At 64.7% G+C, this 15,730-nt stretch carries 12 protein-coding genes and 1 tRNA gene; 7 read left to right on the top strand and 6 right to left on the bottom strand.

All coding sequences use genetic code 11. The features are described 5' to 3' along the window. The first annotated feature begins 633 nt into the window (after positions 1-633). Positions 634-1,236, top strand: a complete 603-nt coding sequence (locus VFZ97_14550; GenBank protein HEX6394654.1) for a hypothetical protein — start codon at positions 634-636, stop codon at positions 1,234-1,236. Positions 1,237-1,248: 12 nt separating this feature from the next. On the opposite strand, the gene VFZ97_14545 is transcribed toward VFZ97_14550, so the two are convergent. The 5 genes from VFZ97_14545 to VFZ97_14525 all read right to left on the bottom strand — a co-directional run bounded on the left by VFZ97_14545 (position 1,249) and on the right by VFZ97_14525 (position 4,611). Beyond that, on the bottom strand, positions 1,249-2,049 hold the full coding sequence (locus VFZ97_14545; GenBank protein HEX6394653.1) for a family 1 encapsulin nanocompartment shell protein: 801 nt from the start codon (positions 2,047-2,049) through the stop codon (positions 1,249-1,251). Further along, complete coding sequence (locus tag VFZ97_14540; protein HEX6394652.1) at positions 2,046-3,074, bottom strand: Dyp-type peroxidase; 1,029 nt, start codon at positions 3,072-3,074, stop codon at positions 2,046-2,048. Before VFZ97_14540 ends, VFZ97_14545 begins: the two co-directional genes overlap by 4 nt. Before the next feature lie 62 nt (positions 3,075-3,136). After that, a complete protein-coding gene (locus VFZ97_14535; GenBank protein HEX6394651.1) occupies positions 3,137-3,331 on the bottom strand; it encodes a hypothetical protein in 195 nt (64 codons plus the stop codon). Between the two features lie 144 nt (positions 3,332-3,475). Then, the gene (locus VFZ97_14530) at positions 3,476-4,180 is read right to left on the bottom strand and encodes a sugar phosphate isomerase/epimerase (protein HEX6394650.1); all 705 of its coding nucleotides are present in this window, start codon (positions 4,178-4,180) and stop codon (positions 3,476-3,478) included. A 65-nt stretch (positions 4,181-4,245) separates the two neighbouring features. Beyond that, on the bottom strand, positions 4,246-4,611 hold the full coding sequence (locus tag VFZ97_14525) for a hypothetical protein (GenBank protein ID HEX6394649.1): 366 nt from the start codon (positions 4,609-4,611) through the stop codon (positions 4,246-4,248). Positions 4,612-4,798: 187 nt separating this feature from the next. Between VFZ97_14525 and VFZ97_14520 the strand changes: the two genes are divergently transcribed. Continuing rightward, the gene (locus VFZ97_14520) at positions 4,799-5,983 is read left to right on the top strand and encodes a ScyD/ScyE family protein (protein ID HEX6394648.1); all 1,185 of its coding nucleotides are present in this window, start codon (positions 4,799-4,801) and stop codon (positions 5,981-5,983) included. 15 nt (positions 5,984-5,998) lie between these two features. Here VFZ97_14520 and VFZ97_14515 read toward each other — a convergent pair. Continuing rightward, positions 5,999-6,071 (bottom strand) — tRNA-Arg (locus VFZ97_14515). Positions 6,072-6,722: 651 nt separating this feature from the next. Here VFZ97_14515 and VFZ97_14510 point away from each other — a divergent pair. From VFZ97_14510 to VFZ97_14490, 5 genes are all read left to right on the top strand, one after another. After that, positions 6,723-7,157, top strand: coding sequence for a type II toxin-antitoxin system VapC family toxin (locus VFZ97_14510; protein ID HEX6394647.1), 435 nt, complete (start codon positions 6,723-6,725; stop codon positions 7,155-7,157). 679 nt (positions 7,158-7,836) lie between these two features. Continuing rightward, positions 7,837-9,324 (top strand): carboxyl transferase domain-containing protein, encoded by a 1,488-nt coding sequence (locus tag VFZ97_14505; GenBank protein HEX6394646.1) that lies wholly within the window; start codon positions 7,837-7,839, stop codon positions 9,322-9,324. Between the two features lie 638 nt (positions 9,325-9,962). Then, positions 9,963-11,471 (top strand): circularly permuted type 2 ATP-grasp protein, encoded by a 1,509-nt coding sequence (locus tag VFZ97_14500; protein HEX6394645.1) that lies wholly within the window; start codon positions 9,963-9,965, stop codon positions 11,469-11,471. A gap of 40 nt (positions 11,472-11,511) precedes the next feature. Beyond that, complete coding sequence (locus VFZ97_14495; protein ID HEX6394644.1) at positions 11,512-12,468, top strand: alpha-E domain-containing protein; 957 nt, start codon at positions 11,512-11,514, stop codon at positions 12,466-12,468. A gap of 15 nt (positions 12,469-12,483) precedes the next feature. Next, positions 12,484-15,720, top strand: coding sequence for a transglutaminase family protein (locus tag VFZ97_14490; protein ID HEX6394643.1), 3,237 nt, complete (start codon positions 12,484-12,486; stop codon positions 15,718-15,720). Positions 15,721-15,730 lie beyond the last annotated feature (10 nt).

The following is a 15,730-nucleotide window of genomic DNA, read 5'->3' as shown; positions in this document are numbered from 1 at the left end:
ACCGGTACTGCCGGTGGATCGGCTTCCAGCGGGACCGGGGGCTCCGCCAGGGGGTGGGCCGGTGGGCCGCTCGAGAGACTAGTTGCTCGCGTGCAGCTTCTCGATCGTGGGAGTCGATGCCGACGGGTCAGTACTGAACGTCACCGCGTCACCCACCGCCAGATGAGAACGTCACGCTGCTCGACCCGACGGCGCTAGCGGTGTCGCTGCTCGGGAGGGCGTGGTACGCGGGCGGCTGAGACGGCGTGGTCGAGCTGGCCGTGAGCAACGACGATGTGCCCGGACACCCGCACAGGCCTTCTCCGCCAAAGAAACCTTCTCGGCGATCAGCGCACAGTCAGCACCGGAGTAGATGCCGGCGTCGAAACCCGAGGTGGCCTCGAGCAGACGATCGACTGCATCGATAATCCGTGCCGACATTCCACCTCCCCACAGGGCGCGCAACGAGAGAACTCGTTTTCAGAGGGGGAGGCCATCAACGCCCGGCCTCGAGGCGTCACCATAGCACTAGCGAACAGATGTTCGGCGTGTCAAGCGCCGACCGCGGGAATTTTGTCCGAAGGTTCAAGGTCCCGCGCTGGGCGGACGCCGTGGTGCTAACTCTCTTCGCAACAAACCGAAGGAGGAGACTGCATGCACGTTCGCGTAACGATCGTCACCGGAGCCACCGACATCGACGGCGGCATCAAACATATGAAGAACGAGGTCATCCCTGGAGTGCGGCAGCAGAAGGGATTCCGCGGGCTCAGCGTCAGCGGCGACCGGGCGAAGGGTGTCGTCAATATCCTGAGTCAATGGGAAACCGAGGCGGACATGGATGCGAGCGAGAGCGCGATCGACAAGATCCGCCAGCAGGCCGCCAACGTCTTCGGAGGCACGTACACCGTCGAGCGTTACGAGCAGTTGGCAGCGGACGTGAAGGCGCCTGGGCCGACTGTGGGGTCGAAGCTTCACATTCGTGAGATCAAGATGGATCCGGCGAAGATCGACGAGAACCTGGAGTTCTTCAAGCAGGTGATCGTTCCGGAGTTGAAGAGCAGCGAGGGCTTCCTGTCCATGCGCAACCTGATGAACCGCAGCACCGGTGAGGGTCGGGTGGGCACGATCTGGAAAGATCAGGCGTGCCTGGACGCCCAGCTTGCGCAAACCGAGCAGCGCAGGTCGCGCGCTGCAGAGCGGGGAGTGACGTTCGGTCAGGACCGCATCGCCGACGTCCTGCTCGTTGCGCTGGACTAGCGCGTACCAACTCTACGCCGGCAGGAGAACCGCTGCCTCCGGCGTCACGACGTAAAAGGTGAAACTCTCCTCCAGGTAGAGATTCACGCGTGTGCCATCGTGCGAGTCGTAGCCAAGAGAGAGATCCTGGCCTGATTCGAGTCTGAAGTCGCCGCCACGAAGGCTTACTACGACTGCCCCGTTGACGCCGGGGGACCAGACGATCGGGCCGTCGAGGATCTTGGCGAGATGCTCGAACAACGGGTACCCGCCATGCTCGGCTGTTTCGGCTACCAAGCGGTACTGGTCGGGGCCAAGCGCGAGACCATAGGGTCCGCCGACGCCACTTTGGAGCAACAGCTGCACCGCACCCGCGACGCGTGCGGGATAGGCCTCTCCGCTCTTTCCCAACGGGCTGGCCTGGTGGGGTGAAGAGTCGGCGATGCCCTTCATGACGTCTTGCCATCCGTGGAAGACCGCCTTGTTTTCTGCAACTGCGATCTGTCGCGCTGCACGATCCAGAGCGGCGAGGTCGACGTCTCGAGCCCCGCGGTCAATGTCCTGGATCTCGGAAAAAGCGACGTCGAAGTCGGCTCTGAGCTCGACTAGGGGAAGGACCCTTCGTTGCTTTGCAGCGACGCCGTCGGCAGGTGAGGAGGTCAAAGGAGTAGCCCGCCCCAGGTTGACTGCCGAGTGCTCCCAACCGAGTGGCCCTGAGAAGTCGACCAACTTACGTGCGGCTAGTCCGACCATTGAGCGTTGTTTGGCTTCGTCGTCGAGGAGGCCCCAGCCCTCGTCGCTTATGGGCGCCAGGGAACGTAGTAAGTGGTTCAAGATCTTGCTCCTTTAAGACCGCCGATTCTCAGAGAGCCTTCCGTGTAGCCGGTCGCGTCGGACACGGGAACGGTGACTTCTACGACGGAGCCCGACGAGTCAGGGGGATTCTCGAGCAGGTCGGCTGTGGGTACGAAGAAGAGGTTGCCGGTAACAGCAGTCGAGAAATCCAGGACACGGTCGTAGTTGCCTTCGGGGCGCCCGATGAACATGTTCTCCAGCATCTGCTCGATCACACGAGGTGTGCGGGCGTACCCGATGAAGTAGGTGCCGAATTCTTCGGCGCCGACTCGGCCGAATGGCATGTTGAAACGAACGATCTGGTGCTCGGTGCCGTCTTCATCCACGATCGTGTTGAGCGCAACGTGCGAGTTCGAAGGCTTGACGTCGTCGGACATCTCGATGTCCGAGAGCTTTGTCCTTCCGAATACCCGTTCTTGCTCCTCGACAGGGAGCGCATCCCATGACTTCAGGTCGTGGAGATACTTCTGCACGATTACGTAACTGCCGCCTCGAAAGTCAGGTTCCTCGTCGCCGATTCGGACCGCCTCGACAGCCGGGCCGCCGGATGGGTTCTCGGTGCCGTCGACAAATCCCAGGATGTCCCGAAGGTCAAAGGACCGGAACCCATGCACCTCATCTATCACCCGTGCGAGTCCGGACAGTCGTTGTGCGATCCGCTGCGCCAACTCAAAGCACAGGTCGAAACGGCGCGCCCTGATGTGGAAGAGCAAATCGCCGGGGGTCGACACCGCGGTGTGCTTGGCGCCGACGAGAGGGATGAACGGGTGGAGACCCGCAGGGCGCGCCGGGCCGTAGAGTTCGTCCCAGACCCTCGCTCCGATGCCGACTATGCACACCAGGCCGTTCTCCGGAGAGCGAAACCCCACCGCCCGGGTCAAACCGCCGACATCTGCGAGGACATTCCGGACTTCGGTCTGCGAACCGGGTTCCATGGTCAGTACGAGGAAAATCGCAGCCTCGGTGATGGGTGCGAGGACCTCTTGGGGCTCGGGCGCTTCCATGCGCCGCCCAGCGTAGGAGGGCTAGCCGGCCTACCGCCTCGGAATCACCCCAAATTCGACCTTCAGATCACCCTTCGGGCTCCGCCGGTCTCGAGGATCTCGATGAGCCGGACCTCCCTTGCGGTGAGTTCGTTGAACAGTTTCGCTTCTTCGGGGCTGAAGGGATAAAGGAGACGCCGCTTGACCATTCGGTCGAGCGTGTCCCTCAACGACGCGAGTTCTTTGTTCAAGCCTGTCGCAGGCTGCACTGCTCGCACCGCGGCACCCCTCCTGCCGTAGCTCGATACTTATGTCAATCATGGTTCGTCTTCGGACGATCGGCCATAGCCCAATCTGCTCATTACCGAGAAGTAGTGATCAAGCGGCTGTTTTGATACATCTCGCGACTTCGTCGCGGGTCCTTACAGCCAGTACCGCGACGTCGATTCGTATGCCATGCGGGCAAAATCGCTCACCGGCATCACGGCAAGGTCGCGATTGAGAACCTCAACGGTGACGAGGCCCGCCCACCCGCGGTCGAGGAGCGCCGACGCGAACCGTTCGAGGTCGAAGATTCCATCGCCGGGCATGGTTCGGCGGTTCATGGTCTCGTCCATGCCGTCATCAGAAATGGCAGGCAACGCGTCGGCGAACTGGACGTAGGCGAGCAGTTCCAATGGCACGTGCTCCAGGTCCTCCCACGTGCTGTCTCCGGAGAAAAAGTGCCACGTGTCGATGAGGAGTCCTGCTAGGTCCCCGCCGAGCGCAGTGACGATGTCCAGACCATCCCGGATCGATGTCACCGATCCAAGAGGGCTGAATTCAACTGCCATTCGTGCGCCGGCGTCGGCAAACATCTCGGCGCAGCGCCTGATGGTTGTCATGGTGTCGTTGTTCATCGCCGCGGCGAACACGGTTAGCACCCACGGCGCTCCGACGGACGCTGCCTTGCTTGCAAGCAGTTCAGCGGACGCGATCGTGGCCGGTCCGTTGTTGCTGACGACGAGAGCCATCAGCTCGTGGCAACGTTGCGCTCGGGACGAGATCTCCGTGGCGGCGCGTTCGTCGACCAGCTCTGCACCGATGCCGACGCTAGAGAATCCGGCTTCGCCGGCCGCATCAACCACGGTCACAAGGTCGGCTTGCCACCGCCGGTCACAGGTCAAACCGAGTTCGACCGGCACCTCGCGCTTCAGCCGACCATCCGGCTGACGTCGACGACAGCTCGCTGGTGGGTGCCCCGGCTGACCGATCCCCGAGGTCCTTCGACCTCAACCTGGAAGTTCAGGCGCCGCTTTTCAATCGATGCAAGCCGGCACCGGATTAGGAACTGTTCGCCCTCGTACACCCCCGCGTCGTGGCTAACACATACATGGGTACCAACGGTCGTTTCGCCCTCACTCAGATGCGGAGTCGCAGCAAGAAGGCAGCAGCCCTCGATCAGGCCGACCATGGTCGGGGTCGAAAGAACCACCACGGGAAGGTGCGGCGCCGACATCTCTTTCGTCACCGTGTGGTGAACCTCGTTGGAAATCCCCGGCAGCAACGATTCCTTCACGGCGGGCATTCTTCCAGGGATCGATGCGACCATGAGTGATACGGCGATCACTCCGAATGGGAGCCCACACCTCCTTGATACTTGGCCATGAGGTTTGTCCGATTGGACATATTCGCGTCCGGACTTTCCGGCCGCGTAGCTAGGTTGCGGACAGGCACGGTTTGGCCTGAAGGAAAAGGGGACCGACATGATCAGCAGATGGCCGCGCGCCATTCCCATCGCCGCGACGATGAGTTTGATCGGGCTCACTATTATTAGTGGAGCGTCCGTGACTGCCTCCGCTGCGTCAAAGTTCACTGTCGTCGCGAGTGGTCTTGACAACCCTCGCGGTCTAGCGATCGGAGACGAGGGGAAGATCTTCGTCGCTGAGGCCGGCACAGGTGGACCGAACTGCATATCTCCAGGACCGGGCAACTCATTGTGCCCCGGACTGACCAGCGCCATCAGCGTCATAAGCAGGAATGGCAACCATCACCGCGTCGTGTCCGGCTTCATCTCGATATCTGATCCCGGCGGGATAGGAGCCACCGGGCTCGACGGAGTGTCGGTCGATCCGAACGGTGGCTTGTACGGCATCATCACATCGTGTCCTCAGCAGGTTGCCCAGATCCCTGCCGGATCCTTCCCCGACCCCCTCACTGATGCCTTCGAAGCTCAAGCCGGGCAAGAGATCAAGGTGACCAGTCACGGCAAGTTCGACACCGTTGCACCGGTCGGAAGAGTCGACTGGGAATGGGCCCAGGACCACGTCAGCCTGGTTCCCGATCAGTTCCCCGACTGCAACCCCTACGGCATACTGGCCCAGAAGAACGGTCAGTGGGTTGTCGACGCTGCTTCCAACACGATTGACCACGTCGAGAACGGCCGGGTCGACGTCGAGAAGTTCGTGCCCAACCCGCAATCGTCGGATGCAGTACCGACCTGCATCGCCCAGGGTCCAGACGGTGCGCTGTACGTGAGCCAACTGACCGGAGGAGGGAACCCTGCGGGATCGTCGAACGTGTGGAGATTCGATCCTCGAAGCGAGGACCTTGACGTTTGGGCGTCGGGACTGACTGCGGTGACCGGTTGTGGTTTCGGTCCCAATGGACAGTTCTACGCCACCGAGTTCTCCCAGCAGCCGTTCGAGAACTTCGCGCCATCGACTGGTGCTCTAGTCCGCGTCCCACCCCATAGCTCGTCCCCGGTCGTGGTCGCGGATGGTCTCAGCTTCCCCAACGGGTTTGCAGCGAGCGGCAACTCGATCTACGTCTCGAACTGGAGTGTCTGTCCCGGTTCGCCTCCGCAACACGGGCCCTGCGCGAGCCACCCCGGAGAGGTCGTAAGGATCACCGTCAACAAGCAGCAGGGCAACGAGGACGACGACGACTAAGACGACTGAGTAGGGCGCCCCCGGCACGACTCGAACGTGCGACGCACGGTTTAGGAAACCGACGCTCTATCCTCTGAGCTACGGGGGCTGGGTCTTAAAAACCCCTGGTGAAAGGGGGTTTTTGAGACTCTGGTCGCCGTCACAGTATCTCATTCCGTCTCTCATTCGCCTCGCGGAGGGGCCGGAATTCGTGTCTCATTCAAGGAACCGTCCAGTGAAGAACTCGCCGACTGGGGAGATCAACCACCCGAACGAACTCCGAGTGCTCCCATGGAAGTGGGGCCGGTCGCGGACCTCGATGTATGCCGCAGTCACCCACCGGCCGGCAGCGGTGGGGATCGCACCTTGGTGGCCCAACTCGCCGCGCCATTGAACGCGGCGATCAGGCCTGGCATTCGGGCTGTGGGAGCGCTCGGCCGGGTCAGGCAACAAATAGTACACTTCAGCCCTTTCCAGTTGTACAATAGTCTGATGGACGTGGCCGTAAGTGACCTCAGAGCACATTTGAGCGAGTGGCTAGAACGAGCCAGAGAGGGCGAAGAAGTTGTCGTCACCGATCGGGGAGTCCCTGTCGCTCGACTGTTGGGCATCAATGCCTCGGCGACCCTGGAGCGCTTGGTGGCGGAGGGGGTGATCGGTCGCCCAGAACGCACTCAAAGAATGACAGCGTCTGGGCGATCACGTCCTCGTCCTCGCCATTCGGTCTCAGCACGCGTAAGCGAACAGCGGCGTTAAGGCTGTGCCGCTCGTCTACTTCGATTCAAGCGCCTTGGTGAAGCTTGTGGTCGAGGAAGCCGGCAGCGACTTGGCGGCTGATATGTGGGACGGTTGCGACGCCGCCCTTTCCAGCCGCCTCGCCTATCCCGAGGTTCGGGCAGCACTCGCGGCCGCTGGTCGCAACCATGACCTCGACGAGGACGACCTAGCCACAGCCGAAGCGGCCTGGGAGGAATACTGGACGGCTACCCGGCCGGTCGAGCTGTCCCCAATAGTTGAGCGTCGGGCCGGGGAGTTGGCCCGCCGCCACGCACTGAGAGGGGCCGACGCTGTGCACCTCGCAAGTGCGATAGCCATTGGGGATCCCGAACTGGTCGTCGCCGTGTGGGACCAGCGACTTCACGCCGGTGCGCGCTCAGCACGTCTTCGCGTGGCGCCCCTCGAACTGAGCTCGTAGGTCACGGGGTGGAAAGAGAGAAGCCACGTGGGTGCTCTAGACCCGTTATGGCCGGCACCTACGCAACCAGCTTGATCACGCCACCCCACCACTCCAGAACTGGATCGAAGGCCCATCCACTCAGCGGGTCCGATTCGATCTCATGCGGCGAGTTTCCCGCGATTTTTGGGCAGGGATCGCGTCTAGCTCGCGTCTAGAACTGAAACCAACTCACAGGGTCTGGATCTCTCCCGTCACACTCGCAAGGCCACTTGACCAGGTGTCGACAACTCCACCGTCCGATCAGACCGACGCAAGTCACTGCAAAACTGATTGCACCGTGTCGTTCTTTCGCCGGCTCGCTCGCCCTAACGCTTTTGAACGCGCTTGACATGCTGGACAGGGTGCGGGCTCGCATTGCGATACGTACGAACGTGCCTGCGCGACTGTCTCCCTATAACGAGAAGGGCTTGGTCGGTTGGGGAGCAGTAACTCATATTCAATCCACCCGTCATCAACCATGCGTCGACGCTACTTGCCGTTCGGTCCGGTGGTCTGGGAACGGTTGCACAGTTAACGTGCAATTAATCACCTACACCGACGTGATCGTCGAGATGGGTAACGAGGCCCTTCCACTAAGCCTGCAACCATCTAGCTCAATCGACCGACAGCGCCCTTGCAGGGTCTTAGGCTCAGACCAATGACCGACGCTGACTGGGAACGGACCCTGGAGGATCTGGCGACCAGGCGCAGCCGAGCCGAGGCCATGGGTGGTCCAGAGAGGCTGGCGCGCCACCGTAACGGAGGCAAGCTCGATGCTCGCGCTCGAGTTGAGGCCCTTCTTGATGCCGGCTCGTTCTTTGAGCTCGGCCGGCTGGTTGGTGACGTCCCTGCCGATGGAGTGATCACAGGATGGGGCCGTATCCAAGGTCGGTCCGTGGTCGTAGTGGCGGAGGACTTCACCACGGTGGCCGGATCCATCGGGCGGGGGAGCCACAGCAAGCGGATCCGTGCAGCCGACCTGGCGCTGCAGGAGTCGATTCCATTGATCATGCTCCTCGAAGGCGCCGGGTACAGGCCAGGCGAAAGCCCCGGAGGCAAGAGCCCCGTTGACCTCAACCTGCAAGCAAAGTGCAGCGGCGAGGTCCCCCTGGTCACCGGCGTGCTCGGGGCATCCGCGGGTCACGGCGCGTTAGTTGCTCCCATGTCTGACTTCACCGTGATGACGAGTCAGGCAGCCATCTTCACCGCCGGCCCGCCGGTGGTCAGAGAATCTATGGGTGCAGAGATCTCCAAAGAGGAGCTCGGCGGCCCTTCGGTAGCACTGGGCAGTGGTTTGATCCACAATCTGGCCCGGGACGACAGCGACGCGTTAGCCCAGATCCGGACGTACCTCTCGTTTTTCCCGTCGAGCGCCTGGAGCTACCCGCCTTCGGAGCCGAGGGCTGAAGGCGAAGAGTCTCCGATCGAGGAACTCGTCCGCCACATTCCGCGTGACGGTCGGCGAGGCTACGACATGCGCAAGGTGATCGAGCTGGTCGCCGACGAGCGGAACTGGTTCGAGGTGCAGCCTCACTACGGCAAGGCCATCGTGACGGCTCTCGCAAGGCTGGATGGCCACCCGGTTGCGATCGTGGCCAACCAGCCTCAGGTCATGGCGGGTTCTGTCGACGCCGACGCTGCGGACAAGGCCGCGCACTTCATCACGGTCGCGGACTCGTTCCACCTGCCGCTGATATTTCTCTCCGACAACCCGGGCATGCTCCCCGGGCAGAAATCCGAAGCGGATGGGGTCCTGCGGAGCGGCGCGCGGATGTACGCAGCTCAGGCTCAGGCAACGACCGTCAAGATCAACATCACCATGCGAAAGGCGTACGGGTTCGGGTCGATGGTCATGGCCATGGCGAGCTTCGAACGGCAATCCGGCATTTTCGGTTTCCCCGGCGCGACGCTGGGTGCGATGGGAGCGTCGGCCATGAGCCGCGCGACCGGGGCGGGCGACGAGACGGCCCGACAGCTCAGGCAGCTTGAAGATGAGGCCTCCTACAACTCAGCCAAGTGGTTGGGCTTCGACGAACTGATCGATCCGCGGGATACCCGCCGTGTTCTCCTGACGGTAATGGGCCATTCGCTGAACCGCCGTCAGAAGCCTCCAGCCCCCGTGCTGCGCAAGGCCATCACTCCTTGACCATCAGACGCCGACGGGTGGAAGTACTACGACCCGCGATTCAAGGACGCCAAAATACGAGGCGAGATTATCTTGCATGATTTCTGTGTCTCATTCCCTGTCTCATCTGAGGCGTACTCGTTCTTGTTGGATGGCACCAGATGGAAAACAGGGGAGACGGAACGTGCTTGAGTCGTACACGTTCGCCCGGGTTGAACAGGTGTTCCCCGCTTTAGGAAACCGACGCTGGTGAAGTGGTAGTTCCACCGCGGCATGTTCTGGAAGTAAGGCCAGGAAGGCGAACACTTCCTCGATGGGGTCGTTGATGTCGATAGTGGTGGACAACTCGATCACGGCTGTTATTCCTTTGTGTTCGGGTCCGTTTCGAGGGCGACTCGTCGGGCCAGGGCTTCTCCGGAGGGCAGACCTAGCCGTGCGCGAGTTTCTCGGGACACCCTCCTGGGCAAACTGTTCAACGCCCAGGCCAAAGGTTCCCCTCGGCTTCCTGCTCCCGTCGGTACAACCGCCCGACCCCCGACCGTCTTTGTACCACCTTGTTTGTAACAACGACGTAACGGCCTGGCCATCGCGCGCGGCAGCGTGCGGATGTTCACACGCCGGAAACCAACTGGGGCACCGCGTCGTGGATCCTTAACCGCTTGGAGGTCGCGCCCGTGCCCGTGGCGCGTTCGAGGATGCGCCTTGAGAGCTACGCGAACCATGGCTATTGGGACGAGATGGTCCACGAGGGCCGTCCCCGGACCGGCTGCGCCGGTGTTCTCGGCCACCTGACGGCCCTCGGGGACGAGCTAGTCGAGCGGCAGCGCGCCGCCGAGGCCGCCCTTCGCGCCATGGGTGTGACCTTCACGATCTACTCCGATGCCGGCAACATCGACCGGCCCTGGCCATTCGACGTGATCCCGCGGGTGATCACGACCCAGGAGTGGCACTCCATCTCGGTCGGGCTGATTCAGCGCCTCACCGCCATCAACCTGTTCCTCGAGGACGTTTACGGGGACCAGAAGATCGTCCACGACCGAGTGGTGCCGCGCGCCCTGCTCGAGAGCGCTTCCAACTTCCGGGCCGAGTGCCGGGAGGTCAGACCCGTCCACGGGCTGTGGGCCCACATCTCGGGGACCGACCTGGTGCGCGACAGCGGCGGCACCTTGTATGTACTTGAGGACAACCTCCGGGTTCCGTCGGGCGTCTCGTACATGCTCGAGAACCGGATGGTGACGAAGCGGGTTTTCGCCGACCTGTTTCGGGATCTGGACATCTACCCGGTCGACTCCTACCCGCACCGTCTGCTCGGTCTCCTGGCCTCGCTGTCTCCTCGACCGGGCCAGGAACCGTGCATCTGCGTGCTGACGCCGGGCGTCTACAACTCGGCGTACTTCGAGCACGTGATCCTGGCCCAGGAGATGGGGGCGCACCTGGTCGAGGGGCAGGACCTGGTCGTGGGAGACGACGACTGCGTCTACATGCTGGCCGTCAGGGGCCCGGTCCGTGTCGACGTGATCTACCGGCGGGTGGACGACCTGTTCCTCGACCCCGAGGCATTCCGCTCCGACTCGGTCCTGGGCGTGCCCGGGCTCCTGCGAGCCTGGCGGGCCGGGAAGGTGGCGCTGGCGAACGCTCCGGGCACCGGGATAGCTGACGACAAGGCGATATACGCCTTCATGCCGGAAATTATTAGGTATTACCTGTCCGAGGAGCCGAAGCTGGCCAACGTGCCGACCTACGTGTGCTTCGACCCGCTCCAGCGCCGCCACGTCCTGTCCCACCTCAATGAGCTGGTGATCAAGCCGACCAACGAGTCCGGCGGCCGCGGGATCTTCATCGGGTCTTTCGCGTCGCGGTCCGAGATTGCGCAAATGCGGGCGCGCATCCAGGCCGACCCCCGCAACTTCGTGGCCCAGCCGATCTTGCAGCTCTCCACTGCCCCCACCTTGTGCGACGGGAAGGTGGTCCCGCGGCATCTCGACCTCCGACCGTTTATCCTCTCCGGGCAGCGTCCTTACGTTACCCAGGGTGGGCTGACCCGCGTTGCCCTCCGCGAGGGGTCGATCGTGGTCAACAGTTCTCAAGGCGGAGGGAGCAAGGACACCTGGGTCGTCGAGCCGATGGCGACGAATCGTGCGAGCCAGTCCCAGAGCCAGCAGCAGTGAGCCAGCAGCGGTGAGACAGAGAACCAAAGGAGGACCCGGGGTGTTGCTGTCGCGATTGGCTGAGTGTGTCTACTGGGCCGGGCGGTACCTCGAGCGCAGCGAGGCTGGCGCCCGCCTCGTGAAGGTGCACACCGAGCTTTTCCTCGACCTGCCGCGCTCGGCCGGCGTGACGTGGACGCCGCTGCTCGCCGTCACCGGGAGCGGGGACCGCTATGCCGTCCGCCACGCCGACGCCAGCGAGGACGACGTGGTGAGCTACCTAGTTGTGGACGCCGACAATCCCGGGTCCATTGTGACCTCAGTCGCGATGGCGAGACACAACATGCGCGTCACACGGGGGGTGTTCCCCCGCCAGGCGTGGGAGGAGGTCAACGATCTCCATCTTTGGATGCTGGACACCTGCTCACGGGCGGTGGACCGCCGGACCCGCCTGGCCTGGACCGACCAGGTGATCCGCCGTTGCCAGCTGCTGGCGGGGGTGATCTCAGGGACGATGACCCACGACGCCAGCTACTCGTTTCTCGAGGTTGGTCGTCTCGTCGAGCGGGCCGACATGACGACCCGGGTCCTCGACGTGCAGGCCGAGGTGCTGATGAGCCGCCGGGACGACGACCCCTACGCGGATGTGACGTGGATGAGCGTGCTGCGGTCGGTGGCCGCGGCCCAGTCCTTCAGGGCTCGGGTACCGGGCGGCGCCTCCGGGCCTGCGGCTCTGCGATTCTTGATCAGCGACTCCCAGTTCCCGCGCTCGGTCGAGCACTGCCTCATCGAGGTCTCGAGGGCGCTCATCGAATTGCCCAACCACGACAAACCCATGGCCGCCTGCGCTTGGGTCCAGGCCATGCTTGAGGACGTAGACGTTGGCGACCTCGACGGCCCAGCCCTCCACCACTTCGTGGACGACCTGCAGAAGGGCATCGGCCGGGTCCACGATCTGGTAGCCGAGTCCTACTTCCCGCTCGCCTCGACCGACCCTGGCGTCCTTGCCGTCCGCTGACCCTCCCGCCGCGACGTGATCAAGGTCGCCATCGAGCACCGCACGGCGTACCGCTTCGACCGGCGGGTGCGTCTCTCCCCCCACCTGATCCGGCTGCGTCCGGCGCCCAACTGCCGGACACCCGTGCTCTCCTACTCACTCGACGTCCTCCCGCGGCCGCACTTCCGCAACTGGCAGCAGGACCCGTTCGGGAACTTCGTGGCCCACGTCGTGTTCCCGGAACCGGTGACGGACCTGGCGGTCACGGTGGGGCTGGTGGCCGACATGACGACCATCAACCCCTTCGACTTCTTCCTCGACGAGGCGGCCGAGCGCTTCCCGTTCGGGTACCCGGCCGGGCTGGGCCGGGACCTGGCGCCGTACCTGGCTGTGGACGCCGCCGGTCCGCTGCTGCAAGCGTGGGTGGCCGACGCCCGGCAGACCACGGGCGTAGGGCTACGGACGGTAGATGCCCTGGTCCTGCTCAACCAGCGCCTGAAGAACGACGTGGCGTACACGGTGCGGATGGAGCCGGGAATCCAGGAGCCCGACATCACCCTGGAAAAGGCGCTCGGGTCGTGCCGCGACACCGCCTGGCTCCTGGTTCAGATCCTGCGCCACCTTGGGGTGGCGGCGCGCTTCGTGTCGGGGTACCTGGTGCAGCTGGCCCTCGACCGGCCGCCGCTCGATGGCCCACCGGGCCCGGCCGCCGACTTCACCGACCTTCACGCCTGGGCCGAGGCCTATGTCCCGGGCGCCGGGTGGATCGGGCTGGACCCGACGTCGGGCCTAGTGGCGAGCGAGGGCCACCTCCCCCTCGCGTGCACGCCGGAGCCCGAGAGCGCGGCGCCGATCACAGGCTCCACCGAACCATGCGAGGTGGCCTTCGAGTTCACCAACAGCGTCCGCCGGGTCCACGAGGACCCCCGGGTCACCCTTCCGTACCGCGACGACCAGTGGGCCGCCATCGACGCGCTCGGCCACTTCGTTGACGACGATCTGCTGCGGACCGACGCCCGCCTCACCATGGGGGGAGAGCCGACCTTCGTATCGGTCGACGACATGGAGGCGCTGGAGTGGACATTCGCCGCTGACGGAGCCGACAAGCGGGCCAAGGCCTGGGAGCTGGCCGAACGGCTGCGCGGCCGCTTCGCCCCCTCGGGCCTCATCCAGCACTGCCAGGGCAAGAGCTACCCGGGGGAGGTGCTGCCGCGCTGGCAAATCGACGTCTGCTGGCTCGGCGACGGCACGCCGCTGTGGCGGGACGCGGCGCGCCTGGCCGATCCCGCCCGACCCGGGGACAGCGAGCCGGAGGAGGCCCGGGAGCTGGCACTCGGCATCGCCCGGCGCCTGGGGATCCGAGACGAGTTCTGCCTGCCGGTGTACGAGGATCCGGTCGCGCGCCTGGCCGGAGAGGCGGCCCTCCCCCCGGGCCTGCCGCCGCCCGGCGACGAGCGGGCCGCCCTGCTGGCCGATCTGGCGGGGGACGGGGCCGAACCGGTGGGGTGGGTCGTACCGGTCCATCGCCACCACGATGGGGTCGGGGGATGGGCCACTAGCCGGTGGGAGACCCGCCGGGGGCAGCTGTTTCTCGTTCCCGGGGACTCCCCGATAGGGCTGCGTCTCCCGCTGGGGTCGCTGGTGTGGTCCCCGGCGCACCCGGACCCGGACCGCTCCCTCTTTGACCCCCGAAAGCCGCCGCGTGCGGACCGGACGCCCACCGGGCCGGCGCGGGTGGTGCCCGCCCGGGACGCCCCGCCTACGGCGCTGTGCGTCGAAGTTCGGCAGGGGCGGCTGCACGTGTTCCTCCCGCCGCTGACCGACCTGGCCGACGCCGTCGAGCTAGTGGCGGTTGTCGAAGAGGCGGTGGCCGCGTACGGCCGGCCCGTGGTCGTCGAGGGATACCCGCTGCCGGCCGACCCGCATCTCTGCCGCCTCAGCGTCACCCCCGACCCTGGGGTCATCGAGGTCAACGTGCATCCGGCGGCCTCCTGGCCAGCGCTGGTCGCTAGCGTCACCGGCCTGTATGAGGAGGCCCGGGCGGTGCGCCTCGGCACCGAAAAGTTCTCGCTCGACGGCACCCACAGCGGGACGGGCGGGGGATGTCACATCACCCTCGGCGGGCCCACCCCGGCCGACAGCCCGCTACTGCGCCGGCCGGACCTGCTGCGCAGCCTTGTGACGTACTGGCAGCATCACCCGGCGCTGTCCTATCTCTTCTCTGGGCGCTTCGTTGGCCAGTTCAGCCAGGCGCCCCGGGTCGACGAGGCCAGCCACGCCGCGCTCGACGAGCTCGAGATCGCGTTCGCCGAGCTGGACCGGCTCGGTGCGGACGCCCCACCGTGGCTGGTCGACCGGCTGCTGCGCCACCTACTGGTTGACGTGAGCGGCAACACACACCGGGCTGAGTTCTGCATCGACAAGCTGTTCGATCCCAACACCGAACGAGGCCGGCTCGGGCTGGTCGAGCTGCGCGGCTTCGAGATGCCACCCCATCCCCGAATGGCGCTGGTCCAGGCCCTGCTGGTACGGGCGCTGGTGGCGCGCTGCTGGCAGCAGCCCTACCGCGGGCGGCTAATCCGGTGGGGAACGGAGTTGCACGACCGCTTCCTTCTACCGTGGTTCATCGAGGCCGACATCACCGAGGTGGTGGACGATCTCCGGGAGCACGGCTACCAGTTTCACCGCAGCTGGCTCGAGCCGTTCTTCGAGTTCCGCTTCCCCCGGATCGGCGCCGTCGACGTCGGTGGCGTCGGTATCGAGCTGCGGGCGGCTATCGAGCCGTGGCCGGTTTTGGGGGACGAGGTGACCGCGGTCGGCACGGCGCGCGCCGTCGACTCGTCGATGGAGCGGCTGCAGGTACTCGTCGAGGGAGCCAGGGAAGGCCGCCACGTTCTGGCGTGCAACGGCGTGCGTGTGCCGCTCCATCCAACCGGGGACTCCGCCGTCTCAGTGGCCGGGATCCGCTACCGCGCCTGGCAGCCCCCGTCTTGCCTGCATCCCACCATCGGAGTGCACACCCCCCTGGTGTTCGACCTCGTCGACGAGCGGAACGGCCTGGCGCTGGGGGGCTGCACCTATCACGTCAGCCACCCCGGCGGCAGGGCGTACGAGGACTTCCCAGTCAACGTCAACTCCGCGGAGGCCCGGCGGGCCGAGCGGTTCGAGCCCTTCGGCAGTCCGCCAGGCACGCTTGAGGTCGCCGGGATCGCCGATTTCCCGGTGGGCTACGGCTACCCTCGGACTCTCGATCTCCGAACGGTCAGGTCCTGAACGACTCCCC

Source organism: Acidimicrobiales bacterium (genome assembly GCA_036378675.1).
In the GTDB taxonomy this organism is placed as follows: Bacteria; Actinomycetota; Acidimicrobiia; order Acidimicrobiales; family Palsa-688; genus DASUWA01.
The sequence above is the reverse complement of the archived record's forward strand: the minus strand, read 5'-3'. Positions and strand labels throughout refer to the sequence as shown.